The sequence below is a fragment of the Arthrobacter sp. V1I7 genome (genome assembly GCF_030817015.1).
In the GTDB taxonomy this organism is placed as follows: domain Bacteria; phylum Actinomycetota; class Actinomycetes; order Actinomycetales; family Micrococcaceae; genus Arthrobacter.
In genome coordinates this window covers 2,765,499-2,788,377 of sequence record NZ_JAUSYS010000001.1, presented here as the reverse complement: position 1 = coordinate 2,788,377, position 22,879 = coordinate 2,765,499, and the positions used below count along the sequence as shown (strand labels likewise).

The 22,879-nt window shown below is 66.8% G+C and carries 21 protein-coding genes and 2 pseudogenes; 7 read left to right on the top strand and 16 right to left on the bottom strand.

The annotated features are described in order from the left end of the window. Positions 1-10: 10 nt before the first annotated feature. The 6 genes and pseudogenes from QFZ69_RS12855 to QFZ69_RS12830 form a co-directional block, all read right to left on the bottom strand. Complete coding sequence (locus tag QFZ69_RS12855) at positions 11-223, bottom strand: heavy-metal-associated domain-containing protein (protein WP_306918698.1); 213 nt, start codon at positions 221-223, stop codon at positions 11-13. A 663-nt stretch (positions 224-886) separates the two neighbouring features. Continuing rightward, a pseudogene (locus QFZ69_RS12850) lies at positions 887-1,098 on the bottom strand (rhodanese-like domain-containing protein); the annotation flags it as partial. A 106-nt stretch (positions 1,099-1,204) separates the two neighbouring features. Beyond that, a complete protein-coding gene (locus QFZ69_RS12845) occupies positions 1,205-1,879 on the bottom strand; it encodes an MFS transporter (RefSeq protein ID WP_307000173.1) in 675 nt (224 codons plus the stop codon). Positions 1,880-1,943: 64 nt separating this feature from the next. Then, positions 1,944-2,381 (bottom strand): hypothetical protein, encoded by a 438-nt coding sequence (locus QFZ69_RS12840; protein ID WP_306918694.1) that lies wholly within the window; start codon positions 2,379-2,381, stop codon positions 1,944-1,946. A 132-nt stretch (positions 2,382-2,513) separates the two neighbouring features. Then, the gene (locus QFZ69_RS12835) at positions 2,514-2,714 is read right to left on the bottom strand and encodes a hypothetical protein (protein ID WP_306918692.1); all 201 of its coding nucleotides are present in this window, start codon (positions 2,712-2,714) and stop codon (positions 2,514-2,516) included. Between the two features lie 332 nt (positions 2,715-3,046). Further along, positions 3,047-3,694, bottom strand: coding sequence for an isochorismatase family protein (locus QFZ69_RS12830; RefSeq protein WP_306918691.1), 648 nt, complete (start codon positions 3,692-3,694; stop codon positions 3,047-3,049). A 122-nt stretch (positions 3,695-3,816) separates the two neighbouring features. Between QFZ69_RS12830 and QFZ69_RS12825 the strand changes: the two genes are divergently transcribed. Continuing rightward, positions 3,817-4,788, top strand: coding sequence for a GlxA family transcriptional regulator (locus QFZ69_RS12825; RefSeq protein ID WP_306918689.1), 972 nt, complete (start codon positions 3,817-3,819; stop codon positions 4,786-4,788). 38 nt (positions 4,789-4,826) lie between these two features. Here the strand turns inward: QFZ69_RS12825 and QFZ69_RS12820 are convergent. Continuing rightward, positions 4,827-5,888 (bottom strand): annotated as a pseudogene (locus QFZ69_RS12820) (amidophosphoribosyltransferase); the annotation flags it as partial. Positions 5,889-6,180: 292 nt separating this feature from the next. Between QFZ69_RS12820 and QFZ69_RS12815 the strand changes: the two are divergent. Further along, entirely contained in the window at positions 6,181-6,645 is a 465-nt protein-coding gene (locus QFZ69_RS12815; protein ID WP_306919676.1) for a CoA pyrophosphatase, read from the top strand. Positions 6,646-7,061: 416 nt separating this feature from the next. Here QFZ69_RS12815 and glnA read toward each other — a convergent pair whose 3' ends face one another. Continuing rightward, positions 7,062-8,486, bottom strand: a complete 1,425-nt coding sequence (gene glnA / locus QFZ69_RS12810) for a type I glutamate--ammonia ligase (RefSeq protein WP_306918687.1) — start codon at positions 8,484-8,486, stop codon at positions 7,062-7,064. Positions 8,487-8,781: 295 nt separating this feature from the next. Between glnA and QFZ69_RS12805 the strand changes: the two genes are divergently transcribed. Further along, positions 8,782-9,219, top strand: a complete 438-nt coding sequence (locus QFZ69_RS12805) for an RDD family protein (RefSeq protein WP_306918684.1) — start codon at positions 8,782-8,784, stop codon at positions 9,217-9,219. A 13-nt stretch (positions 9,220-9,232) separates the two neighbouring features. Here QFZ69_RS12805 and QFZ69_RS12800 read toward each other — a convergent pair whose 3' ends face one another. The 4 genes from QFZ69_RS12800 to lipB form a co-directional block, all read right to left on the bottom strand. Next, positions 9,233-9,589, bottom strand: a complete 357-nt coding sequence (locus tag QFZ69_RS12800) for a DUF3817 domain-containing protein (protein ID WP_306918682.1) — start codon at positions 9,587-9,589, stop codon at positions 9,233-9,235. A gap of 154 nt (positions 9,590-9,743) precedes the next feature. Continuing rightward, positions 9,744-10,505 (bottom strand): DUF4191 domain-containing protein, encoded by a 762-nt coding sequence (locus QFZ69_RS12795; protein WP_306918680.1) that lies wholly within the window; start codon positions 10,503-10,505, stop codon positions 9,744-9,746. An 89-nt stretch (positions 10,506-10,594) separates the two neighbouring features. Further along, positions 10,595-11,602: a lipoyl synthase gene (lipA, locus tag QFZ69_RS12790; protein ID WP_306918677.1), complete on the bottom strand. Its 1,008-nt coding sequence runs from the start codon at positions 11,600-11,602 to the stop codon at positions 10,595-10,597. Continuing rightward, positions 11,599-12,276 (bottom strand): lipoyl(octanoyl) transferase LipB, encoded by a 678-nt coding sequence (lipB, locus tag QFZ69_RS12785; protein ID WP_306919675.1) that lies wholly within the window; start codon positions 12,274-12,276, stop codon positions 11,599-11,601. The genes lipA and lipB overlap by 4 nt, the downstream gene beginning before the upstream one ends. A 98-nt stretch (positions 12,277-12,374) precedes the next feature. On the opposite strand from lipB, the gene QFZ69_RS12780 reads away from it, so the two are divergent. Together QFZ69_RS12780 and QFZ69_RS12775 are read left to right on the top strand one after the other, a co-directional pair. Next, complete coding sequence (locus QFZ69_RS12780) at positions 12,375-13,535, top strand: protein kinase (RefSeq protein WP_307000170.1); 1,161 nt, start codon at positions 12,375-12,377, stop codon at positions 13,533-13,535. Beyond that, positions 13,523-14,119 (top strand): hypothetical protein, encoded by a 597-nt coding sequence (locus tag QFZ69_RS12775; RefSeq protein WP_307000167.1) that lies wholly within the window; start codon positions 13,523-13,525, stop codon positions 14,117-14,119. The genes QFZ69_RS12780 and QFZ69_RS12775 overlap by 13 nt, the downstream gene beginning before the upstream one ends. 127 nt (positions 14,120-14,246) lie before the next feature. On the opposite strand, the gene QFZ69_RS12770 is transcribed toward QFZ69_RS12775, so the two are convergent. After that, a complete protein-coding gene (locus tag QFZ69_RS12770) occupies positions 14,247-15,149 on the bottom strand; it encodes a TIGR01777 family oxidoreductase (RefSeq protein ID WP_306918673.1) in 903 nt (300 codons plus the stop codon). 72 nt (positions 15,150-15,221) lie between these two features. Here QFZ69_RS12770 and QFZ69_RS12765 point away from each other — a divergent pair, with 72 nt between their 5' ends. Continuing rightward, complete coding sequence (locus QFZ69_RS12765) at positions 15,222-18,797, top strand: S41 family peptidase (RefSeq protein ID WP_306918670.1); 3,576 nt, start codon at positions 15,222-15,224, stop codon at positions 18,795-18,797. A gap of 95 nt (positions 18,798-18,892) precedes the next feature. Here QFZ69_RS12765 and QFZ69_RS12760 read toward each other — a convergent pair whose 3' ends face one another. Further along, a complete protein-coding gene (locus QFZ69_RS12760; RefSeq protein ID WP_306918668.1) occupies positions 18,893-19,321 on the bottom strand; it encodes an OsmC family protein in 429 nt (142 codons plus the stop codon). Positions 19,322-19,711: 390 nt separating this feature from the next. Here QFZ69_RS12760 and QFZ69_RS12755 point away from each other — a divergent pair, with 390 nt between their 5' ends. Beyond that, positions 19,712-20,299, top strand: a complete 588-nt coding sequence (locus QFZ69_RS12755; RefSeq protein WP_307000165.1) for a DUF4347 domain-containing protein — start codon at positions 19,712-19,714, stop codon at positions 20,297-20,299. A gap of 171 nt (positions 20,300-20,470) precedes the next feature. Here the strand turns inward: QFZ69_RS12755 and QFZ69_RS12750 are convergent, their stop codons facing one another. Then, positions 20,471-20,821: a hypothetical protein gene (locus QFZ69_RS12750; RefSeq protein ID WP_306918665.1), complete on the bottom strand. Its 351-nt coding sequence runs from the start codon at positions 20,819-20,821 to the stop codon at positions 20,471-20,473. A 170-nt stretch (positions 20,822-20,991) separates the two neighbouring features. After that, complete coding sequence (gene sucB, locus QFZ69_RS12745; RefSeq protein ID WP_307000163.1) at positions 20,992-22,758, bottom strand: 2-oxoglutarate dehydrogenase, E2 component, dihydrolipoamide succinyltransferase; 1,767 nt, start codon at positions 22,756-22,758, stop codon at positions 20,992-20,994. Positions 22,759-22,879: the final 121 nt, after the last annotated feature.

Genomic DNA, 22,879 nt, shown 5'->3' with positions numbered 1-22,879 from the left:
CCAGCAGCGTTCATGCTGACCGCACCGCCTGGTAACCTGCCTGTTCGACGGCCGCGATGACCGCACCCTCTTCGACGGTCTCACCGCCAGTCACCACAAGCTTGCCGGTCTGATGGCTTACCTCAACGGATTCAACGCCAGGAATCTCTCCGACCTCCTCGCGTATGGACAGCTCGCAGTGCATGCAGGTCATCCCGGTCACCTGGAATTCAGTGGTCATCATGGTCGCTTCCTTTCCGTTCGATACCCCATAGGGGTATATCTGTAGTACCCTATACCCCGAGGGGGTATCGCTGTCAACCGCCGCTGCGGGTAGGGGAGAAGGAATGGAACAGCAGAAAGTCATCATCGTCTGGCAGGGGCTTCTGGTCTCAGTGCCGCCGCCACCATGCGGGCCGAGGGCTACGGGGTGCCGCTTACGGTAATGGGGAAGCGCGCCGGGCATACAACCGGAGACTCGTTAAAAGGCAGTGTTGTCAGGGCTGCTCACGGCAGAGCACTTCATCCAACCAGCACGTACCCGATGCCCATCTGATTCAGGGCAGGCTGGCATCAGCGGACACCGACCTCTGCATTATTACAAACTCACGAAAATGTCGAATGAAAGGTGAGAGTTACGGCAGACCAAAACAATCCCGGACAGTTCGGAAACGGGAAGACACGGAGGAGCAGGCCCGAAAGGGCGGGCAGGCCAGCAGCGGCAGCTTCGGCAGCGAAACAGCGCCGACCCCAGCGAGGCGGGCCGGAAGGGCGCGGCATGAGGCGTCGCTGTGGAGTGTTGCCGGATGTCATTGCGCTTCGTCGCTGGAGGGAAGGCCGTCGGCGGCGGTCCGGTTTCCCGGTCCGCCGCCGATCATGGGTGGAACTGTTTTTGGTGCTGCGCGGCTTAGCCGGCGGAGGCCACGGAGTTCTGGTGTGCGGCCCAGGCGGCGTAGCAGCCGTCGAGTTCGACGACGTCGTAGCCGGCGCGGCGCAGGGCGCTGGCCGCGACCGAGTTCCGGACCCCGCTTTGGCAGTAGGTCACAATGATGCCCTCGGCCGGGAGCTGGTCCAGGTGCCACAAGGACGGCCGCCGCTGAGCTGGGCGGAGTCGGGGATGAGGATGGAGCGGAAATCCCTGTCCTGGGCCGCTGCCGGGAAGACAAGACCCGTGTATGTTCCCGGCAGCAGCACCTTGCCCCGCAGTTGTCGTCGGGCTCATGGCTTATGCGCTGCGGGCCGGGAGTGCGCGTAATGCCGTCCAGACGACGATGACCGCTACGAGGGGAATGACTGCGGTTGCCAGTCCCGGGAAGCCGATGACGGCCAGGACCGGCCCGGCCAGGGCCCCGCACGCTGCCCCGGTCAGGTTCATGATCAGGTCCGAGACTCCCTGCACGGCGGGACGCTCGCCTGCAGTGAGTGTGTCGGTGAGAAGGGCTGACCCGGAGACTATCGAGGCGGACCATCCCAAGCCCAAGAGAATGAGACTTGGCGTGACCATGGCGTGCGGGGCGAGCCAGGCGAGCACGAGGGAGGCCAGCAGCATCCCCTGCCCGGCAAGGAGGACCGGGACGCGGCCGGTCCGGTCCGAGAGCCAGCCGAACACGGGGGAGAGCGCGAACATGCCGGCGACGTGCAGGCTGATGGTGATGCCCACAACAGCCAGGCTGGCGCCGTGGTCGTGAAGGTGCACCGGGGTCATCGACATGAGCGCGACCATGATGCCGTGGCTGAGCGCGACCGCAGTGACTGCGAAACGTGCCTTGGCGTTGCCTCCCAGGATGGCGAATCCCGAGGCAGGCCGCCCGGCGCCTGCCCCGGCCCTGGAGAGCGCGGCCAGCGGGGCGGACCGGAGCCCGATGATGTAGACGAGCGCCGCCAGGAGCTGCGCGATCACGGTGAACGCGAAGGCACCCGTCAGGGAGGGCAGCTGAAGCAGCCGGCCGAAGGCTTCCCCCGGTTCAAAAAGGTTGGGTCCGGGCCACAGCCCCGATGGTGGTTGACCACACAACAATCGAAAGGTCACGCCCGCGGGTCCGGGCTGTAGCATGATCTGTCGCGGCAAAGCGTGCCTGGAAGCTCACGGCTGTTCCGGCCCCGAGCAGGGCAAGTCCCACGAGCAACCCGGCGAACGTGGACGCTGCTGCAGAAGCGATGGCGACGGCGGCTCCCGTACCGGAGATCAGGGCGCCCAGGGCGAGTGAGAAGCGGCGTCCGCGCCTCATCGCGAGACGGGCCAGCGGGATCGCGAACGCGGCCGCGCCCAAAGTGCTCATCGTCGCTCCCATCCCGGACCACAAGGTCGAGCCCGATACCTGCACAGCCAGCAGCGACCCGAGGGACAGCGAGGCCCCCATCCCGAGGCCTCCAAGGATCTGCCCCGCCACCAGGATTCCCACGATCCGTCGTTGGACTGCCCGGTTTTCATCTGATGCTTCTGGTGAAGCTACAGGCTTGGCCTCTGCTGCACGTGTTTTATCCAACGATTTGTGTCAATTTCTCTGGTGTGGGGCGGGTCAAGACGATGCAGCTTAGCCCTGGCCGGGCATTTCGAAGGCGTCGGCGATGAGTTCGATGGAACGTTCCTGTGCCTGCAGGGAGTGTCCCTGGGGGAGAGCGGGATTTCGTCCGCGGCTGTTTCTGCCGGTATACGCGATGCCGGAGCCCAGGATGAGGCACCGCCGGCGACCGTGGTCTACATCAGTGCCTGCATCCACATCGGCTACAGCCAATCCCTCCCGTCCGCTTCGTCGGGAGCGCACCTCCCGGGACGCGTACCTTTTCCCAGCGCACAATATCAGCGCAATGAGTCCGTGCCGGTGCTTCGGCCCACGTCGCCTGGGCCGGTTGCCAGCAGCTGGAGCCCGGCGGGCCAAGGACACGCCGCAGCATCTGAAGGAGAAAAACGCAACACGCGACAACTACCGGCGGCCAGGATTCCGCCCGCCCGGACGATTGACTGCAAAGCAAGAGACGGTACTGCCTGCCCGATCGGCCACTTGTTCTGGGCGCCTGCCTTGCGGCGGTGGGGGGCCCATTGATTCGGCCCACCACCGGCCCCGGGCTAGGGTGCGCTGACTGCGGTGAAAGCTGCCTGGCCTGCGAGGATGGAGGAGCCCAGATCGCTCTTCGGCAGGCCGGCGTTCTGGCCAATGGCGTTTTCCCAAGCGGTGGTGCTTGCCACGGCAGCAAAGTTTGAGTGAAGAACCACCATGAGGGTTTCGTGCACCTGCTGCGCCGGGACGCTTCCGGCTTCATTAAGGAGGTGTACTGCTCCCGTGGCGTCCGAGAGGACCTCAACGGCGAATCCCAGCGGCTCGGCCCCGGCCGCCGAGCCGATGACGCAATTGTTGGTCATGTAGCCGACGAGAGTCACGGTGTCGACGTCGTTGTCCCGCAGCCACTGAACCAGGCCGGCATCTTCAAAGACGCTGGCTACAGCCTTCGTGCCGTGCTTCCAGGACGTTGAGAAACGAGCTGCCACCTCCGGGTGCAGATTCCACCCGGGCGTCCCTTTGGCAAAGACAGGGGCACCCTCAGGCAACTCATGCTGGATGACGGCGATCGGCAGACCGGCCTGTCCGGCGGTGTCGACGGCCTTCACGATGTTCGCAATCGAGGTATCACGATCCGGGTACTGGATGGGGAGGAGTCCTTCGAAGTACTCCTGCTGGACATCGATGATGATCAAAGCGCGACGGGGTGCGTTCACGACCCGTTCCTTTCGTAGAAGTTGGAGGCTGCGCATAATCGCAACCACTAATTCCAGAATCCCAGCGTTTACCCCGCAGCCGTGAGTGGCACAAAAGCCACCTTTCGATGACAATAGGACATATGAAGATCGCGATCTACGCCTTTAGTGGCATCACCATGTTTCATCTCTCCGTTCCGCTCCTCGTCTTCGGAGAAGTGAAACGGCTTGGTCTGGCCCCTGACTGGAACACGATGGTGTGGACCGAAAGCGGACAACCGGTAACCACGGCCGAAGGGATGCTGATCGATGGCGTCGTGGGTCCCGATGAAGTCAAAGACGCCGATATGGTCGTGATCCCTTCCTGGCCGGCTGAACTTCCGCGGGTCAGCGACAGCTTGAAGCAGACCCTAACCTCCGCCCAGTCTGCCGGCACCTTGCTCGTCGGCCTGTGCCTGGGGGCCTTCCCCCTGGCCAGCAGCGGAGTCCTTAACGGGCGCAAAGCAGTGACCCACTGGGCAAAGAGCCGGGAATTCGGGGAGCAGAATCCCTTCGTCACCGTCGATCCCTCGGCGCTTTACATCGACCACGGTGACATGCTTACCTCCGCAGGCACGGCCTCCGCCCTGGACGCCTGCCTGCACATCGTCCGTACGCGATTGGGATCCACTGCAGCGACCGAACTCGCCCGGCATCTCGTGCTCGCCCCACACCGTGAAGGCGGCCAGGCCCAGTATGTCCGGCGCCCGATTCCGCCCCAAGATGGCCAGGACCCGATTTCAAAAATTCTTCAGTGGGCAGCCGGGAACCTCCGCGAACCGTTGTCCGTCGATGATTTAGCCGCCCGGGCGTGCATGAGCAAACGCCACTTCAATAGGGTCTTTCATGATGCCACCGGGAGCAGTCCTGCCAAGTGGATACGGGCGCTGCGGCTCGATCATGCACGTTCGCTCCTGGAGGCTACAGACCTGGGCGTGGCAAAAATCGCTGAAGAATGCGGATTCGACAGTGCCGTGACCTTCCGACAACGCTTCGTCGCCGAATACGCAACGACACCGAGTTCATACCGCCGGCGATTCGGCGACACTGAAGACCTCAAAAAAGGATCTAACTAGGCAGGGCGCCGCCCATCCCCGAGCTACGCGTGGCAGCATCAAAACGTCGCGGACATAACAGGGATGCCCGGATCTCTTCCGGTGGCGCCGGCTTTCTCGGCCGGGTCCTCATCCAGGCGGATGGCGGCATCGACGGCAACCGGCGTGCCCAGAGGGGCAGCGACGGTGCTTGCCCGGACGGGGAGGTCGGTGCGTTCCAGCAGGTTCTTGCCCAGCTTGTCGCCACCCGGCAGCTCGATGGGGTACTTGCCGGTGAAGCAGGCGGTGCAGAGCCGTTCGCGTGGCTGGCGGGTGGCGTGGATCATGCCGTCTTCGGAGATGTAGGCGAGCGAATCGGCGCCGATGGCCTGGGTGATCTCGTCGATGGTGGCGCCGTTGGCGATCAGTTCCGCGCGGGAGGCGAAGTCGATGCCGTAGAAGCAGGGCCACTTGACGGGCGGGGAGGAAATCTTGATGTGGACGCTCGCGGCGCCGGCTTCCCGGAGCATCCGCACGATGGCGCGCTGGGTGTTGCCGCGGACGATCGAATCGTCCACCACAACGACGCGCTTGCCGCGGATCACGGATTCGAGGGCGTTGAGTTTGAGCCCGATGCCGAGCTGGCGCAGGGTCTGCGAGGGCTGGATGAACGTGCGGCCCACATAGGAGTTCTTGACGAAGCCGTGCGCGAACGGGATGCCGGATTCCTCGGCGTAACCCACGGCCGCGGGCGTGCCGGATTCCGGGACCGGGATGACGATGTCCGCTTCCTGGGTGTTCTCCCGGGCCAGTTGGCGGCCCATCTCCACGCGGGACTCGTACACCGAGCGGCCCGCGATGGCGGCGTCCGGACTGGCAAGGTAGACGTACTCGAAAACGCAGCCCGCCGGCGTCGCTTCCGCAAAGCGCTGGGACCGGACGCCGTCCTCGTCGATGGCGATGAATTCACCGGGTTCGATCTCGCGGAGGAAGCTGGCGCCGACGGTGGCGAGGGCGGATTGCTCGGAGGCTACCACCCAGCCGCGTTCCAGCCGGCCCAGGACCAGCGGGCGGATCCCGTAGGTGTCGCGGGCGGCGTAGAGGGTGCCTTCGTCCATGAAGACGAAGCAGAAGTCGCCCTTGCGAGTCCCTGGTCTCCCCGGCCTGAAGTTAAGGATCAGTGACATGCCCGCTGCCCAAATGAATTACCTTGTTAAGCTGAAAGGAGCGCTGCGGTGGCAAGGATCAGCGGATAATCAACCCGGGGCAGCAACTGGCCAACCTTATGAACCGGCCCCATAGGCAGCAGTGGGGCTGGCCCGGGTTGCCGCTCGGCACCGAGGAACATCACCAAACATTGCGCGCGAGTGCTGTGCTTATACTGGCGAACCCAGTGGATGGTGAGGACGTAGCGTTCCTGCTAGTACGGCGCTCCTGCACTTCGCGGTATCACCCGGCGAGTTCGCTTTCCCTGGCGGCGGGATCGAGCCGGAGGAAAGCCCCGGGGCTGCTGCCATGCGGGAATGCTACGAGGAATCCGGAATACCCCTGACCCAGAAGCACATACCCGGTACGCTACCGGCACTGGCCATGCTGGCGAGCGGGAACGTTGTGACCCCCGTGCTGGCCTGGCTCGAAGAAGCCCATCAAGATCAGTTGCCACAGGACTGGCAGGAGGATGAGATCCAGTCAAGCCCTTGGGTGACTCGCAGCTACCTTGCCGGTCCTGCGCGCCGTACTACCGTGTTGCAGGGCGAGGAATGGGCTGGTCCAGGTTTTCCACTGGCCAATGGGTGTGTCTGGGGTTTCACTGCCAACGTGCTGGACTGGCTGCTCCGTGAATTGGAGTGGGATCAGCCTTGGGATAAATCCCACCGTCACACGCTTGCCGGTGAATAGCCGTGCGACCCGCTCCCGCAATGACTCGGACCGCTGCTGCCGCCTTCCGCCGGCTCAAGCCGGTCTTCCGCTGCCGAAAGTACTGATGGGACCGCTTGGGGAGCCGAGATCTATGGACCCGTTGGTAGCACGTCATCTGATTGAAGCCGAGTTCCCTCGCGGCCGCGCTCACACTTCCAAGCCGGCCCAGCACCGAAAAGAACTGCTCCTTCTGCGCCGGCGTGTACTTCCTCCGCCCGGCAGTTTCCTCGCTTAAAAACGACACGGTCGTTGCAACTCCCAAGAATCTTGGGTGTTGCAACGACCGCTAGAACCCGCCAAGCCAATCCTGAGACCCGCTTTTTGCTGTATCTGAAATTTTGCGGACCGTCTGCGGACTAGCTGCCGGTTAAGCGCCGTTTGGCCGCGTGTTCCGGCTAGACGCCGTAGTACAGCTCGAACTCGTACGGGTTCGGCCGCAGCGAGAGCGGACGGATCTCGTTCTCGTACTTGTACTCGATCCAGGTGTCGATCAGGTCCTGGGTGAAGACACCGCCGGCCTGCAGGAACTCATTGTCCTCGGCCAGGGCATCCAGGGCTTCCTCGAGCGTGCCGGGGGCCTTCGGGATGTCCTTGGCTTCCTCGGCGGGGAGCTCGTAGAGGTCCTTGTCGATCGGGGCCGGCGGCTCGATGCGGTTGCGGACGCCGTCGATGCCGGCCATGAGCTGGGCGGCGAAGGCGAGGTACGGGTTCGACGAGGGGTCCGGAGCGCGGAATTCGATGCGCTTGGCCTTCGGGTTGGAACCCGTGATCGGGATGCGGATACCGGCCGAGCGGTTGCCCTGCGAGTAGACCATGTTGACCGGGGCTTCGAAGCCCTTGACCAGGCGGCGGTAGGAGTTCACCGTCGGGTTGGTGAAGGCAAGCACGGCCGAGGAGTGCTTCAGCAGGCCGCCGATGTACCAGCGGGCCATGTCGGAGAGGCCGGCGTAACCCTTCTCGTCGTAGAACAGCGGCTCGCCGCCATTCCACAGCGACTGGTGGCAGTGCATGCCCGAGCCGTTGTCACCGAAGACCGGCTTCGGCATGAAGGTGACGGACTTGCCCCAGGCGTCGGCGGTGTTCTTGATGACGTACTTGAATTTCTGCAGGTCATCTGCCGCGTGGGTCAGGGTGGTGAACTTGTAGTTGATCTCGGCCTGGCCGGCGGAGCCCACCTCGTGGTGGCTGCGTTCGACCTCAAGGCCGGCCTCGTCCAGGGCGATGCACATGGCGTCGCGGAGGTCAGCCTGCTTGTCGGTGGGGGAGACCGGGAAGTAACCGCCCTTGATGGGGGTTTTGTAGCCGAGGTTTCCGCCTTCTTCTTCGCGGCCGGTGTTCCAGTGGGCTTCCTCGGAATCGATCTTGTAGAAGCTGCCCTGCGGGGAGGACTGGTACTGCACGTTGTCGAAGACGAAGAACTCGGCCTCCGGCGCGAAGAAAGCCGTGTCAGCGATGCCGGTGGACGCGAGGTAGGCCTCTGCCTTCTCGGCCACGCCGCGGGGGTCGCGGTGGTACGGGTCGCCGGTCCGCGGGTTCACGATCGAGAAGTTCAGCGCGAGGGTCTTCTCCAGGCGGAACGTGTCGAGGAACGCCGTGGTGACGTCCGGGATGAGCTGCATGTCCGACTCGGCGATGCCCTGGAAGCCGCGGATGGAGGATCCGTCGAAAAGCTGGCCGTTGACGAAGAAGTCCGCGTCAACACTCTTGGCGGGCACGTTGAAGTGCTGCTGAACGCCGGGGAGGTCGGTGAAGCGGATATCGACGAATCGCACGTCTTCGTCTTTGATGAACTTGAGGACTTCGTCCGCAGTCTTGAACATCTATGCTCCTTACGCATATGAAAGATCTGGCCGTCAGGCCATATGGTCCAGCGCAGTCTGACAGCGGGGAAAACGTAAAGTTCGCCCCGCTCCTATGCCGCCAGCAACTGTTACCACCCTAAGGACACGGGATTTCCCTCCGGTGTCCGCATTGTTTCGGGCACGTTACAGAATGCCCGGACAGGTAAACGCTAGTCGGCGTCCACAGTGTGGCCAACCCGGTTCCACAGTGTGGCCCTCCGGGCCCATGTTATGAACAGCGAGGGCTGCCCGGCTTTCCCGATAGTCTTGAAGGGTGGTTGATCGCAAAGACATAGGTTCATGGCTCAGCGGGCCGGACACATCCGGCATCTCGAAGTACCCCGGAGAGCGGCTGGGCCTGCCCGAGTCCGGCCCGGGCTCGATTGCCCGTGCCGGCCGCCGCATCCTGGCCATCTGCATCGACTGGGGGATTGCCCTGCTCATCAGCAACTATGCCTTTGCCGGGAACCCCTGGGCCACACTGGCCGTCTTCGCTGCCGGGCAGGCGCTGCTGATCGGCACGCTCGGCTACAGCATCGGGCACCGGATCATGGGGATCCACGTGGTCCGGCTGGGTGGCGGCCCCGCAGGTCCGCTCCCGGCCCTGGTCCGCACCCTGCTGCTGTGCCTCGTGATCCCCGCCGTCATTTTCGACCCGGACCAGCGCGGGCTGCACGACAAGGCCGTGAATACCGTGCTGGTCCGGATGTAACTGCCGGCAGCGGCTAGACGCGCGTTGTCTCCGGGAGCGGTTCCGGGGCCGCCGCGGCCGGCGTGAGGAATCCGTGCCGCCCGGCCCAGCGTTCGAACCACACCGTGGCAAAAGGGCAGACGGCCGAGAGCCCGGCGAACAGCGCCACCCGGAACGGCCAGCGCTGCAGCCGCCAGAGGACCAGGGCGGTGATGCCGTAGGCGATGAAGAACGCGCCGTGGACCGGACCGGCAATTTCCACGCCCAGCTCCGTGGTCCGGGCGACCCATTTGAAGAACATGCCGGTCAACAGGGCGGCCCAGCTGAAGGCCTCGGCGATGGCCAGGAGGCGGAAGACGCGGATCGCGGCCGGCGTGGATGGCAGTTTCATGGGGAGTCTCCGGATTCTGTCCTGCGGGACGGGCAAGGGTCGGTCGGCGTCTTGCTGCGCGCCGGAAAGGTCTTGATAGAGGAATCGCCCCGGCTGCGGCCTGAAGGCGGTAACCGGGGCGACTCCTGAAGTTCTGGTGGCTGGCGCTAGGCGGCTAGCGTCCGCGGGCGGCCTTGCGGTCCGGGCGGGCCTTGTAGGGATCGATGCCCTTCGGGATCGGCAGGCGGCTTCCGAGCGATGAAATGCGCTTGGACACGGCGTTGACCTCAATTTTGGTCAGTTCCTTGTTCAGCTTGTTCATCTTCTTGGCGACTTGGCTGATGGGCACCTGGCCTTCGCCGCGGCCGGTTTCTACCACGTGGATGGTGACATTGGGCAGGATGCGGGCGAGGCGCTTGCGTTCGGCGTCGACCAGCGGCTTCACCCGGGTGGCGGGGCCTTCGCTGACCAGCACGACGCCGGGCCGGCCGATGGCGCGGAAGACGGCGTCCTGGGTGCGCGGGTTCACGGCGACCGGCTGTTCTTCGACGATCCAACCCCGCTTGAGCGTGCCAAGTGCGGCGCCCGAGGCGCCGGGCTGGTTTTCAATCTGCGCGAAGGCGGCGCGCTCCGCCCTGCGGGACAGGATCAGGGTGGCCGCGAGGACACCGAGGGCGATGCCGATGATCAGGCCGGTGATCCAGTTTTCCAGCAGGAAGCCGACCAGAAGGCTGACGGCCACCACACCCAGGAAGGCCAGCAGCATGAGCCACGGCACCATCGGATCGTGGCGCCGGGTCATCTGGAAGACCTCGCGGATCTGCTTCAGCCGGCTCGGCTTCTTGACCTTCGCTACCTTGGGCTTGCGGGAGAAAAGGCCACGCTTCGGAGCATCGGCTGCCGGAGTGGACGTGCTGGAATCAGAGGAATTCGCCATAGTGCCTTAATTCTACGCGATTGATGGCCAAGAGCCGGACGCCGGAGTGCTCCGGTGCCGGCCCTTTGCCGCAGCCGTGACGGCCGGGGTCAGGAGTGTGCGGCGAGCAGTGAGCTGGCTTCCTGGCGGGTGCTGCCGGAGCTTTCGATGTGGGCGAGCTCGGCTGGGATTTCCCAGCCCTTCTTGCGCATCGCGGTGGCCCAGAGCCGCCCTGCCCGGTAGGAGGAGCGGACCAGCGGCCCGGACATGACGCCGAGGAAGCCGATCTCGTCCGCTTCCTGCTGCAGGTCGACGAACTCCTGCGGCTTGACCCAGCGGTCCACCGGAAGGTGCCGCTCACTCGGGCGCAGGTACTGGGTGATCGTGACCAGGTCGCAGCCGGCCTCGTGCAGGTCCCGCAGCGCCTCGGAAATCTCCTCGCGGGTTTCGCCCATGCCCAGGATCAGGTTGGACTTGGTCACCATGCCGAGCTTGCGGCCCTGCGTGATCACGTCCAGGGAGCGGTCGTAGCGGAACGCGGGCCGGATCCGCTTGAAGATCCGCGGCACGGTTTCGACGTTGTGGGCGAAGACCTCGGGTTTGGAATCGCAGATCGCCTCGATGTGTTCCGGCTTGCCGGAGAAGTCCGGGATCAAAAGCTCGACGCCGGTGCCCGGGTTGAGCTCGTGTATCTTGCGGACCGTTTCGGCGTAGAGCCAGACGCCCTCGTCGGCGAGGTCGTCCCGGGCCACACCGGTCACGGTGGCGTAGCGCAGCTGCATCGCCTGGACGGAGCGGGCCACCTTGGTGGGCTCGAACATGTCCACCGGGGACGGCTTGCCGGTGTCGATCTGGCAGAAATCGCAGCGCCGCGTGCATTCGGAGCCGCCGATCAGGAAGGTCGCTTCCTTGTCCTCCCAGCATTCGAAGATGTTGGGGCAGCCGGCCTCTTCACAGACGGTGTGGAGGCCTTCCTTTTTGACCAGGTTCTTGAGCTGCACGAACTCGGGGCCCATCTGGACCTTGGCCTTGATCCACTCCGGCTTACGCTCCACCGGTGTGGCCGCATTTCGCTGCTCGATGCGCAGCAGCTTCCGGCCTTCTGGTACCAGTGTCACGGTAAAGCTCCTTCATGGGTTGCAACTAGGGCTTCTTCATTGTTGCGCAGTTCTTCGATGATCCGCGACACGAGGTCGGCCGGGGTGACGTCCCTGCCGGTCTCCTGCCCGATCGTCGTGACACCGGCGTCGGTGATTCCGCAGGCAATGATCTGGCCATAGGGCGCAAGATCGTTGTTGCAGTTGATGGCGAAACCGTGCATGGTCACGCCGTCGTGGACCCGGATGCCGATGGCCGCGATCTTGCGGGCGGGGCCTTTCTCATCCTGATCGATCCACACACCGGCGCGGCCCTTCATCCGTACGGCGTCGATGCCGTAGTCGGCGAGCACGGCGATGATGACGGCCTCCAGGCGCTCCACGTAGTCGCGGATTCCTGCCTTGTTCCTGAGCTTGATGATGGGGTAGCCCACGAGCTGTCCGGGTCCGTGCCACGTGAGTTTGCCGCCGCGGTCCACGGGAACCACCGGAGTTCCGTCAAAGGGGCGTTCGTGGTCCTCGGTGCGTTTACCGGCCGTATAAACGGCGGAATGTTCGAGCAGCAGTACGGTGCTGGGCGCGGTCCCGGCGGCGACCTTTTCGTGGAGTTCGCGCTGGAGGTCCCAGCCGTGCGAGTAGTCAACGAATTCCGGGGCGAGACCCAGCTGGAGGAACTGAAGAGTCATGGCATCCAGCTTAGCCCTCGCCCGGAACCGTGCCCGGTTGTGTGCTTAAGCTCTCACGCCTGTGGATAACTTCTGCGGGAATCCCCGGATTCGGCTATTCCTAGGGTATGGAGGATTTCGCCCGGCCCGGCGCTGAGCCGCCCGCCGTTCCCGGCTACACCGTCGGCCGCTGCCTGGGCCGGGGCGGCAGCGCCACGGTCTGGCTTGCCACTGAGCAGTCGACGGGCCGCGACTTTGCGCTCAAATGCTTCGCGCCCGGCGGCGGAGCTGCGGGGGAGGGGACGGACCCGGAAACGGGGATGCGGCGCGAAGTCAGGATCCTGTCCGCCCTGGACAACGACCACCTGGTCAGGGCGCACGCGGTGGTGCGGCTGGACCGGTCCCAGGAGGCCGCCGTCGACGGTGGTGGTGGGCTTGGCCTGGTGCTCGACTATGCTCCCGGCGGCTCGCTGGCAGCGCTCGTGGCGGGCCGCGGACGGCTGGGTGCCGGGGAGACAGTGACGGTCCTGACTCCGATCGCCCAGGCGCTGGCCTACCTGCACACGCACGGCTTCACGCACGGCGACGTCGCCCCCGGCAATGTGCTGTTCACGGCGCACGGCAAGCCACTGCTGGCGGATCTGGGGGTCGCGAGGATGGTGGCGGACGCGACCACGGCAGCGGAGCACGGCACGGATGGCTTCCGCGACCCGGCGCGCGTGGACGCCGTGCGGGCCGGGCTGCAGCCGGAACGCGACATCTATGCCCTTGCCGCCCTGGGCTGGTACTGCCTGTCCGGACGCGCCCCCGAACCGGGGAATCAGCGTCCGCCGTTGCCGCTGCTGGTGCCGGGGGTTCCGGCCGCCCTGGCCGCGGCGCTGGAGGCAGGCCTTCAAGAGGACCGGCGGCTCCGGCCAACGGCCTCCGAGCTGTCCGCCGCGGTCTATCGCAGCGCTATGGCGGAGCCCGTGGACCTGTCCGGCTCGGTCCACCCGACGGTGATCCCGGAGTTGCTCACCCGGCGTGCGCTGCCCCGCACGCCGGGGGAGCTCGGGGCGGAAAGGCTCCGCGGCTGGTCCCGCCCATTCACCCGCGGGATCGGGCGGAACCCGGCCGCGGTCCCGGCGCGGGAGGCCGCGCCGGCCCGCCCAGCGGCAAGGCACGCGGCCGGCCGGGGTCTTGACGTCCGCGCCGGGGCGGGGAGCGCCGGGGCGGGGAGCCCCGGTGCGGGGGCCGCCCCCGTGCCGGCACCGGCGTTCTCCGAATGGTGTCCGCGGTGCTCGCGCTGACGCTGGTCCTCGCCGGTGCCTGGCTGCTGGCCGGCGCCCGGCTGCCGTCGCCATTCCCCGCGGCCCCCGCTCCCGGTCCGGGAGAGCCGGCCGACGGGCGTTCCTCCGGTTCGCCGCCCGATCCTGCGGCTTCGCAGCCGGCCGCGCCCGCCACGGTCCCGCAGGACATCCAGGCCTTGCTCGGTTCGGAAGACCCTGCAGAGGCCGTCCGTGGACTGTCCCGGCTCCGCTCGCTGGCCTTCAACTCCGGGGACCTGCGCCTGCTGGAGGAGGTCAATGCCCCGGAGTCCCCGGCTGCGGCCGCGGACGGCAGGATCGGCGCCCGGCTGAGGGAGTCCGGCCATGTGCTGACGGGCTTCTCCACCGTGCTGAGCGCAGTGGAACGCGCAACGGACAGCGGCCCGTGGCGGACGGTTCTGGCTGTCAGCGTGGCGCCGTCCGCCCACCAGGAGCGGGACGCTCGGGGTGCGCTGGTGGCCGAGGCCGGCGCCGGCGCCGAGGAGCGGCTCCGGCTGGTACTCGTGCCGGTCGACGGCCGGTGGCGGATCCAGGAGATCCTCCCCGGAAGCCCGCTACGGGGTTAGCGGCCGACGTCGGGGGGCGAGCGGTCTGCGCCAGGCGGCCAGGCAGCCGGCTCAGGCAGTCGGCTCAGCCGGGCAGGTCAGGCGGGCAGGTCAGGCAGGCAGATCGGGCGGGCAGTGGGCCGGCACGTCAGGCCTCCGGGCCGCTGCCCGCCACCCACGCGGCTGCCTGGGCTAGGGACGGGTGCTGCCACTCAAAGCCGGTTTCGCTGAGCATCGCCGGCTCCAGCCGCTGGCTCGCCAGCAATAGTTCGTCCGCGAGCTTGCCCATCACCAGCCGCAGCACTGGCGCCGGTACCCGCAGCAGCGCCGGCCGGTGCAGCGCCCCGGCAAGTTGCGCTGTCAGTGAGTTCACGTCCGCGCTTTCCGGGGCGCACACATTCACCGGACCGGACAGCGGTGTCGTCAGCAGGAACCCGAACGCGCCGGCCACGTCGGGCAGCGTGACCCAGGGCCAGTACTGCCGGCCGTTGCCGAGAGGCCCGCCGACGCCGAGGCGAAACAGCGGCAACAGTCGGCCCAGGGCCCCGCCGGAGCGGCTCAGGACTACGCCGGTGCGGGGCGTGACCACACGGACGCCGGCGGGGGCCTCGTGCGCCGCGGCCTCCCAGTCCACACAGAGCCTGGCCAGGATGCCCTCGCCGGCAGGCGCGTTCTCCCGCAGCACCACCGGGCCGGCGTCGCCGTAGTAACCGGAGCCGGACTGGCTGAGGAACACGGCGGGCGGCTTCTCCTGCCGGGCCATGGCCGCTGTAAGGGTCCGCGTCGGACCGAGCCGGGAGCTGCGGAGTTCGTTGATGCGGGCCCGGGTCCAGGGCCGGTCGCCGATTCCGGCGCCCGAGAGGTTGACCACCGCATCTGCTCCCCGAAGTGCGGTTTCATCGATGCGGCCCTCGGCCGGATTCCAACGGAACTCGGCCGGGGAGGCGGGCGGCCGCCGGACCAGGGCGCCGACGTCGTGCCCGGCGCCGCGCAGGGCACGGGAAAGGGCGGTTCCGATCAGCCCCGAGGCTCCGGCCACAATGATTCGCATGATCCATCTCACCATGCCCGCACGGCCGGGAAACCTCCCGGAGAGCAGGGTGCTCTTGACTATGATCGGACGATGACCTCTTCGAGTTACTTCCGCTTCCCGCATCTGCACGGCGATCTGGTCACCTTTGTGGCCGAGGACGACGTCTGGATTGCGCCCCTCGGAGGAGGCCGCGCCTGGCGGGTCTCCTCACTGCAGTTGCCCGCCCGCAACCCCCGCTTCACGCCGGACGGCAAGCGCCTCGTGTGGACCGTCGTGCAGGGAACGGCCCCGGAAGTCGTCACGGCGGAGGTCGACGGCGGCGGCTACCGGCAGCTGAGCTACTTCGGCCACAGCTCCACCCGGGTCAAAGGCTTCACTCCCGCCGGGGACGTCGTCGTCACCAGCGCCTTCCGCCAGGCCGACAGCCGCCACACCCACGCCTACAGCCTGCCCGAGACCGGCGGCTGGGCCGCGGAACTCCCGTTCGGCCCGGTCGAGTCCGTCGCATTCGGCCCGGTCGTGGGCGACGAGCGCCCCGTGGTCCTCGCCAGCGTGCTCTCCCGGGAACCGGCCTGGTGGAAGCGGTACCGTGGCGGGACCGCCGGCAAACTCTGGATTGACGGGGACGGAAACGGCGAATTTGAACGGCTCGCGCCCGAGCTGGACGGCAACCTCACCGACCCGATGTGGGTGGACGGACGAATCGCGTTCCTGTCCGACCACGAGGGCTACGGCAACCTCTACTCCGTGCTGCCGAACGGCACCGATCTCCGCCGGCACACGGACCACGAGGATTTCTACGTCCGGCACGCCGCCACCGACGGCAAGCGGGTCGTCTTTGAATCGGCCGGCGAACTCTGGCTCCTGCCGGACCTCGGCACGGACGCCGTCAAACTCGGGATCTCGCTCGGCTCGGCCTCGCAGGCACGGCGCCGCGTCCCGCTGAATCCCTCCCGACACCTCGGCGATGTTGTTCCGGACCGTACCGGGGGATCCAGCGCCGTGGAAGCCCATGGCACCCTCCACTGGCTGCGGCACAAGGACGGCCCGTCCCGCGTCCTGGAAGCCACGCCGGGCGTCCGGGCACGACTGCCGCGGCCCTTCGGCGACGGCCGGATCGCCTACGTTGCCGACCACGACGGCGTGGAGGCGCTGTACCTCAAAGCCATCGCCGCGCCGCCGGCTGGGGGGCAGGAACGCGTCGGGCCCACCCCGCCGGCGGCCGCCTCCAGTCCCGCCACGGCGCGGGAGGATTCCGACGCCGGCACGCCGCTGCCGCAGCCGGTCTCGGCAGCCTCGCTGACCCGGCCGCACGCCGTGGCCCCGGTGGCCCCCGCCCCGCATGCCCCCGCCCCGCACGCTTCCGCTGCCGCTGTCGCTGTCGACGCTGCCGATACGGCCGGCGCCGATCCCGCCGCAGACGCCGCAGACGCCGCCGTCCCGGCCCTGCAGGCCGCCGCGGCGTCCGGTCGGCCAACGAGGATCGATTTCCCCAAGCCGGGCCGTGCCAGCGCCATCGAGGCCAGCCCGGACGGCAATTGGCTCGCCGTGGGCACCGCCTTTGGAGACATCTACCTGGCGGACACCCGCAGCGGAACCCTGTCGCTCGTCAGCAGTATCGGAGAAGGCAGCATCGACGGTTTCAGCTGGTCTCCGGATTCGGCCTGGCTGGGCTGGTCCGAGCCGGTCACCTCCTTCGGCTCCCGCAGCCGGCTGCGGATCACCCAGGTTAATGCCGCCCCGGAGGCGGGCGACGGGAAGCGCGTCCTCGTCGACGTCACCGACGGACGCTTCTGCGACGAATCGCCGTCGTTCACGCCGGACGGCAAGTACCTGGCCTTCCTCTCAAACCGCAGTTTCGACCCGGTCTATGACGGACACTCCTTCGACCTGTCCTTCCCGAGCCCGATCAAGCCGTACCTGGTGGCCCTCGCGGCGGACACCCCCTCGCCGTTCGGCCCGACCGTCGATCTGCAGGACGACGTCGACGCCGGACGGGCTGCCGACGCCGCCGAAGAGGGCGCGAAGGACGGGGTTCCGGCCGTCCGGGTCGACGCCGAAGGCCTGGCCCACCGCGTGATTTCCGTTCCAGTACCGCAGGGCAACTACTCGGCGCTCACGGCCACGCCCGGCGCCCTGCTCTGGCTCGACAGCGAACTCTCCGGCGTGACCGGTGACGGCCGTGCGAGTCTGGACGACAAGAATGCCGCGCCGTCCCTCGTCCGCTTCGACCTGGCCATGCGCCGCACCACCACGATTGTCGAGGCGCTGGACGGCTACCGCGTCTCCGGCGACGGGGACAAGGTGGTTTTCGTGCAGGACAAGCAGATCCGCGTCACCCCGGCCGGTGCCAAGGCCGACGAGGAATCCGGCCAGCTGGTCAAGGTGGACCTCACCCGTATCCGCGTGCAGCTGGACCCGCTGAGCGTCTGGGGCCAGGCCTTTGACGAGACCTGGCGCCTCCAGCGGGACTTCTTCTGGACTGAGGACATGGCGGGCCAGGACTGGGACTCCGTGCACGCCCGGTACCGGCCGATCGTGGACCGGCTCGGCTCCCACGACGACCTCGTGGACCTGCTCTGGGAACTCCACGGCGAGCTGGGCACCTCCCACGCCTACGTCCGTCCCGCCGCCGTTACCGAGAACGGCAGCAACGGCCAGGGCCGCCTCGGCGCGGACCTCGCCTTCACCGGTGAGGGCTGGGAGATCACCCGGATCCTGGCCGGCGAATCCTCCGACCCGCTGGCCACCTCACCGCTGACCCGGCCGGGCGCGGACGCCAAACCCGGCGACGTGCTGCTGGCCATCGACGGGGTGGAACTCTCCGATTGCAGGACGCCCGCCATGCAGTTGGTCGGCGCCGCCGGCCGCGCCGTGGAACTGACCCTGCGCAATGGCCCCGGACACGGGAACCGGGCCGGGAAGCATCGCCGGGTGGCCGTGGTCCCGGTCAAGGACGAGGAACGGCTGCGCTACCAGGAATGGGTGGCCGCCAACCGCCGGACCGTCCGCGAAGCGTCCCAGGGCACCTTCGGCTACCTTCACATCCCGGACATGTTGGCCAACGGCTGGGCCCAGCTCCACCGCGACCTCGACACCGAGACGGCGCTCGACGGGCTGATCGTGGACGTCCGCCGCAACCGTGGCGGGCACACCTCCCAGCTGGTGGCGGAACTCATCGGACGCAAGGTCACCGGCTGGAGCATGCCCCGGGGGGAGAAGCCCCGGACGTACCCGCACCACGCACCGCGCGGCCCCGTTGTCATCCTCACCGACGAGTTCGCCGGCTCCGACGGCGATATCATCGCCCAGGTCTCCAAACTGCGGGGGATCGGTCCCGTGATCGGTACGCGGACCTGGGGCGGCGTCGTCGGCATTGACAACCGGTTCGCCCTCGCGGACGGTACCGGCGTCACGCAGCCGCGCTACGCCACCTGGTTCTCCGGCGGAGTGGGCTGGGGCGTCGAAAACTTCGGTGTTACTCCCGACATCGAAGTGGACTTCCCGCCCCACGCGTACGCCGCAAGGACCGATCCGCAGCTGGAATACGGGATCGGCGCGCTGAAGGAAATGATCCAGGAACTGCCGACCGACCGGCCCCCGCTGCGGGAAGGCTACCGGCAGGTGCGGCCCGCACCGCTGCCGGCGCGCCAGCCCGGCAAATAACCAGCCCGGAAACCCGACACCGCGGCTTTACGCGGAAGGCCCCCGTCCCCTGAAAGATTCAGGAGCGGGGGCCTTCTGCGTGTGGCTCTGGCGTACTAGGACGCCAGCGAAGCGTCCAGGGTGATCTTGATGCCGGTCAGGGCAGCCGAGACAGGGCAGCCCACCTTGGCTTCCTCAGCGATGCGCTGGAATTCGTCGTCGGTGATCCCCGGGATCCGAGCGCTGACCGTCAGGTGGCTGTCCGTGATACCTGTGCCGGGCACGAAGGTGACATCCGCCTTGGTGTTGACTTCCTCGGGCGTGTGGCCGGCCTGCGCGACGGCGAGGCTGAAGGCCATCGAGAAACAGGCCGAGTGCGCCGCGGCGATGAGCTCTTCGGGGCTGGTCTTGCCCTCGGAGGCCTCGGCGCGCGCCTTCCAGGTGACATCGAAGTTACCCAGTCCGGAGCTGTCCAGCGTTGTGTTGCCTGCGCCCGTCATCAGGTCGCCATTCCATACAGTGTGTGCTGTGCGTGTTGCTGCCATGTCCACTCCTCGTCGTTGTGAATCCGCGGCCCGGCGAAGCGCCGGACCGTGCCGTGTCCAATCCTAGGGATTTGGCGCCGGCCGTGCACGGGGTGTCCGCTCTCAGAGGATTGTGACCACGTACAGCAGGATTGCCGAGGGCAACGACTGTCCGACGCCCTAACCCGGCTTTCACAGCGAACAAACCAGCGCCGTCCACCCAACTAGCTTTGGAAGTGATCGCCATGGCCGTCCCAGTACCGAGGTCTGCCCCTCTGGGCAGGACATTCTGCGGGGTGAGGCGCTACCGTCAAATACGTGGAAGCACGCCGGCTCTCCCATAGGGACCGCAACGACGCCTCAAGGGAGTCGTCGCGCCACACCCCGATCGTCGCTGGAAAGTACGCGAGCGTGGTAGCTCTTCAGCGACAGGTCGGCAACCGCGCTACGTCGCTCCTGCTTCAGCGGTGGGATCCTGGTCCGCTGCCCGGCGATGACGCCTTGGTTGAGTCAGCAGATCGCCGCCACGCTCCGCCCGCAACGATCGAAGTTTCAGTCATCGACGACAGCGATATGGTCGGCTGGATGGCAAGTTTCACGCGAACCGGCGAGGTATACATGGTGGACACACGGACGATGGTCGCAAACGTTCGCAAAGCAATTTCGCCGAGACAAACCATGCATAGGCTCAACATCTTGGACCATGGCAACAGCGCCGGTATTGAGATCGGGAGGGACTTTATCACCAGCGCAAACGTCGCGTCGTTCACGCCACTTCTATCGTCGCTGCGGCCGCTATTCTCGCCGGGCGGATCCGTGCACATTCAACACTGCGACGCCGGGCAGAATCGTCCGTTGATTGTCGGTCTTGCGCGGGCTTTCGGCGTACCCGTCTACGCTGGGACTGGGGCACACAACCCCGTCTATCGCATCAACTTCGGTGATTACGTTCGAGGCAACCCTGATGGGTCTTTTGAGGCGAAGGTAGGACGGCCCTAAAGCGACGGCCCTAAAGCCTCGTATGCCTTGCCTTCAGAGGCGCGGTGCCGCCGGCGGTGATTCCGGACTGCAGTGGCGTGAATTCTGCATCGCCGGCCACTGACGGGCCGGGCTACAACGGCGACGCACCCGCTCGGAGTGCGTCGCCGTCGTCATTTCGGCGGGCGTGGACTACTGCCAGAGGGTGGCGATGGCCACGTTCAGTAGGGCCAGGCCGCCGACGCTGTGCGCCAGACCCTTGCTGATCGGCTCGTCCTTCTTGAACTTGCGGCGGCCCATGAACGCCAGGACAACGACTGCCAGGGCGATGGCGAACTTGATGCCGAGCTTGAAGTAGTTGGCATCCATGTCCAGCGCCGGGATGAGCCCCATCATCACGATGCCGGTAATGAGCTGCAGGGCCGCGCCGTCGAACTGGCGGGGGTGGACGGTGGGCTTCTTCATCTGGCCGATCCAGATGCCGACGATCATGGCGGCGCCGACGATGTGCAGGAAGACCATGATGTTATAGACGATGTTCATGGCATCAGTGTAACGAGAGCGTTCTACACAATGTAGTAGGACCCGCTGGCGGTCCAGGAACTGCTTCCAAAGGGAAAGGGACGGACACAGGAAACGGCGACGGCGGTACGGGCCGTCCGGTGGATTCCCACCGGCGCCCGCACCGCCGTCGCCGTCGGTGTTCTGAGAACCTAGAGGCCGAGGTCGGCTTCGAAGGCGCCTTCTTCGAGGCGCGCCTTCAGCGTCTGCAGGAAGCGTCCCGCGTCGGCGCCATCCACCAGGCGGTGATCGTACGTGAGGGAGAGGTACATCATCGAACGGATGGCCAGCGAGTCATCGCCGTTCTCGTCGGGAACCACCACGGCGCGCTTGACGATCGCGCCGGTGCCCAGGATGGCGACCTGCGGCTGGTTGATGATCGGCGTGTCGAACAGGGCGCCCACGGAACCGATGTTGGTGATGCTGAAGGTTCCGCCGGAAAGCTCGTCCGGGCCGATCTTGCCGTTGCGGGTACGGTCCGCGACGTCGGCGATCTTGCCGGCAAGGCCGGCCAGGTTCAGGTTGCCGGCGTCCGAGATGACGGGAACCAGCAGGCCCTTGTCGGTGTCCACGGCAATCGCCAGGTGCTCGGCGTTGTGGTACGTGATCTCCTGCTTGTCCTCGTCATAGGAGGCGTTGACCTTCGGGTGCTGCTTCAGGGCTTCGGCGACAGCCTTGGCGATGAAGGGCAGGAAGGTCAGCTTGGAGCCGTTCTGGGCCTGGAAGGAGTTCTTGGCCTTGGCACGCAGCTTGGCGACCTTGGTCATGTCCACTTCGTGCACCTGGGTGAGCTGGGTGGAGATGTCCAGGGACTCACGCATGCGGCGGGCAATTACCTGGCGGATCCGGGGCGCCTTCTGCACGCTGCCGCGCAGCGAGGACACGTCGGCCGCCGATGGAGCTGCGGCCCGGGAGGGGGCAGCGGACGCTGCCGGCGCGGCTGCTGCGGGGGCCGGAGCGGCCTTGGTTTCTGCGGCTGCAAGCACGTCCTGCTTGCGGATGCGGCCGCCGACGCCGGTTCCGGTCAGCGAGGAGATGTCAACGCCCTGCTGGTTGGCGAGCTTGCGGACCAGGGGAGTGACATAGCCGGACTCGGCGGGAGCGGCCGACACGGGAGCAGCAGCGGCTGGGGCCTCCTGCTTCGGGGCTTCCTGCCTGGGGGCTTCGGCCGGGGCGGCGGGGGCCTCCTGCCTGGGAGCTTCCTGGGGTGCCTCGGCGGGGGCGGCCGGTACAGCTTCCTTTGCCGGGGCAGCTGGGGCTTCGGGAGCGGGGGCCGCAGCGGGAGCAGCGGGAGCAGCGGCGCCGGAGCCGATCACGGCGAGGACGGAGCCGACCTCGGCCGTCTCGTCCTCATTGACGCGGATTTCCTGCAGCGTGCCGGCGACCGGGGACGGGATTTCGGTGTCGACCTTGTCCGTGGAGACCTCGAGCAGGGGCTCGTCCACCTCGACGGTGTCGCCGATGCTCTTCAGCCAGCGGGTGACGGTACCCTCGGTGACGCTCTCACCCAGGGCGGGGAGCGTCACCTCGTGGCCCTCGCCGGCGGGAGCCGCAGCGGGGGCTTCAGCAGCAGGCGCCGGAGCTTCGGCAACAGGCGCCGGTGCTTCGGCAGCCGCCGGCGACTCGGCCGGTGCTGATTCGGCCGCGCCCGCAGACGGGGCGGCTTCGCCCGCGGACCCGGAGCCGTCGCCGATGCGGACCAACGGGGCTCCGACTTCAGCGGTCTCGTCTTCGGCGACGAGGATTTCCTCGATCACGCCGGCGATCGGAGAGGGGATCTCGGTGTCTACTTTGTCGGTGGAAACCTCGAGCAGCGGCTCGTCCACCTCCACCCGGTCACCTACCTGCTTGAGCCAGCGGGTGACGGTTCCTTCGGTGACACTCTCACCGAGGGCGGGCAAGTTAACGGATTCAGACATGTCGTCCCCGTTCTCCTTATTGATCTTTAGTGCGGATGATTTCTGCCTTGGTCGAGCTTAGTGCACCCGGCATTTTAGGCCGGGTGCACTAAGCCTGATGTTCTTGCTGTGGTGCGGGCGG

Bases quoted from the DNA above. Each gene is read 5' to 3' on its own strand.
- QFZ69_RS12855 (WP_306918698.1), bottom strand. From the start codon at position 223: ATGATGACCACTGAATTCCAGGTGACCGGGATGACCTGCATGCACTGC.
- QFZ69_RS12825 (WP_306918689.1), top strand. From the start codon at position 3,817: ATGAAGATCGCGATCTACGCCTTTAGTGGCATCACCATGTTTCATCTC.
- glnA (WP_306918687.1), bottom strand. From the start codon at position 8,486: ATGTTCAAGACTGCGGACGAAGTCCTCAAGTTCATCAAAGACGAAGAC.
- QFZ69_RS12800 (WP_306918682.1), bottom strand. From the start codon at position 9,589: ATGAAACTGCCATCCACGCCGGCCGCGATCCGCGTCTTCCGCCTCCTG.
- QFZ69_RS12795 (WP_306918680.1), bottom strand. From the start codon at position 10,505: ATGGCGAATTCCTCTGATTCCAGCACGTCCACTCCGGCAGCCGATGCT.
- QFZ69_RS12780 (WP_307000170.1), top strand. From the start codon at position 12,375: ATGGAGGATTTCGCCCGGCCCGGCGCTGAGCCGCCCGCCGTTCCCGGC.
- QFZ69_RS12770 (WP_306918673.1), bottom strand. From the start codon at position 15,149: ATGCGAATCATTGTGGCCGGAGCCTCGGGGCTGATCGGAACCGCCCTT.
- QFZ69_RS12765 (WP_306918670.1), top strand. From the start codon at position 15,222: ATGACCTCTTCGAGTTACTTCCGCTTCCCGCATCTGCACGGCGATCTG.
- QFZ69_RS12760 (WP_306918668.1), bottom strand. From the start codon at position 19,321: ATGGCAGCAACACGCACAGCACACACTGTATGGAATGGCGACCTGATG.
- QFZ69_RS12750 (WP_306918665.1), bottom strand. From the start codon at position 20,821: ATGAACATCGTCTATAACATCATGGTCTTCCTGCACATCGTCGGCGCC.
- sucB (WP_307000163.1), bottom strand. From the start codon at position 22,758: ATGTCTGAATCCGTTAACTTGCCCGCCCTCGGTGAGAGTGTCACCGAA.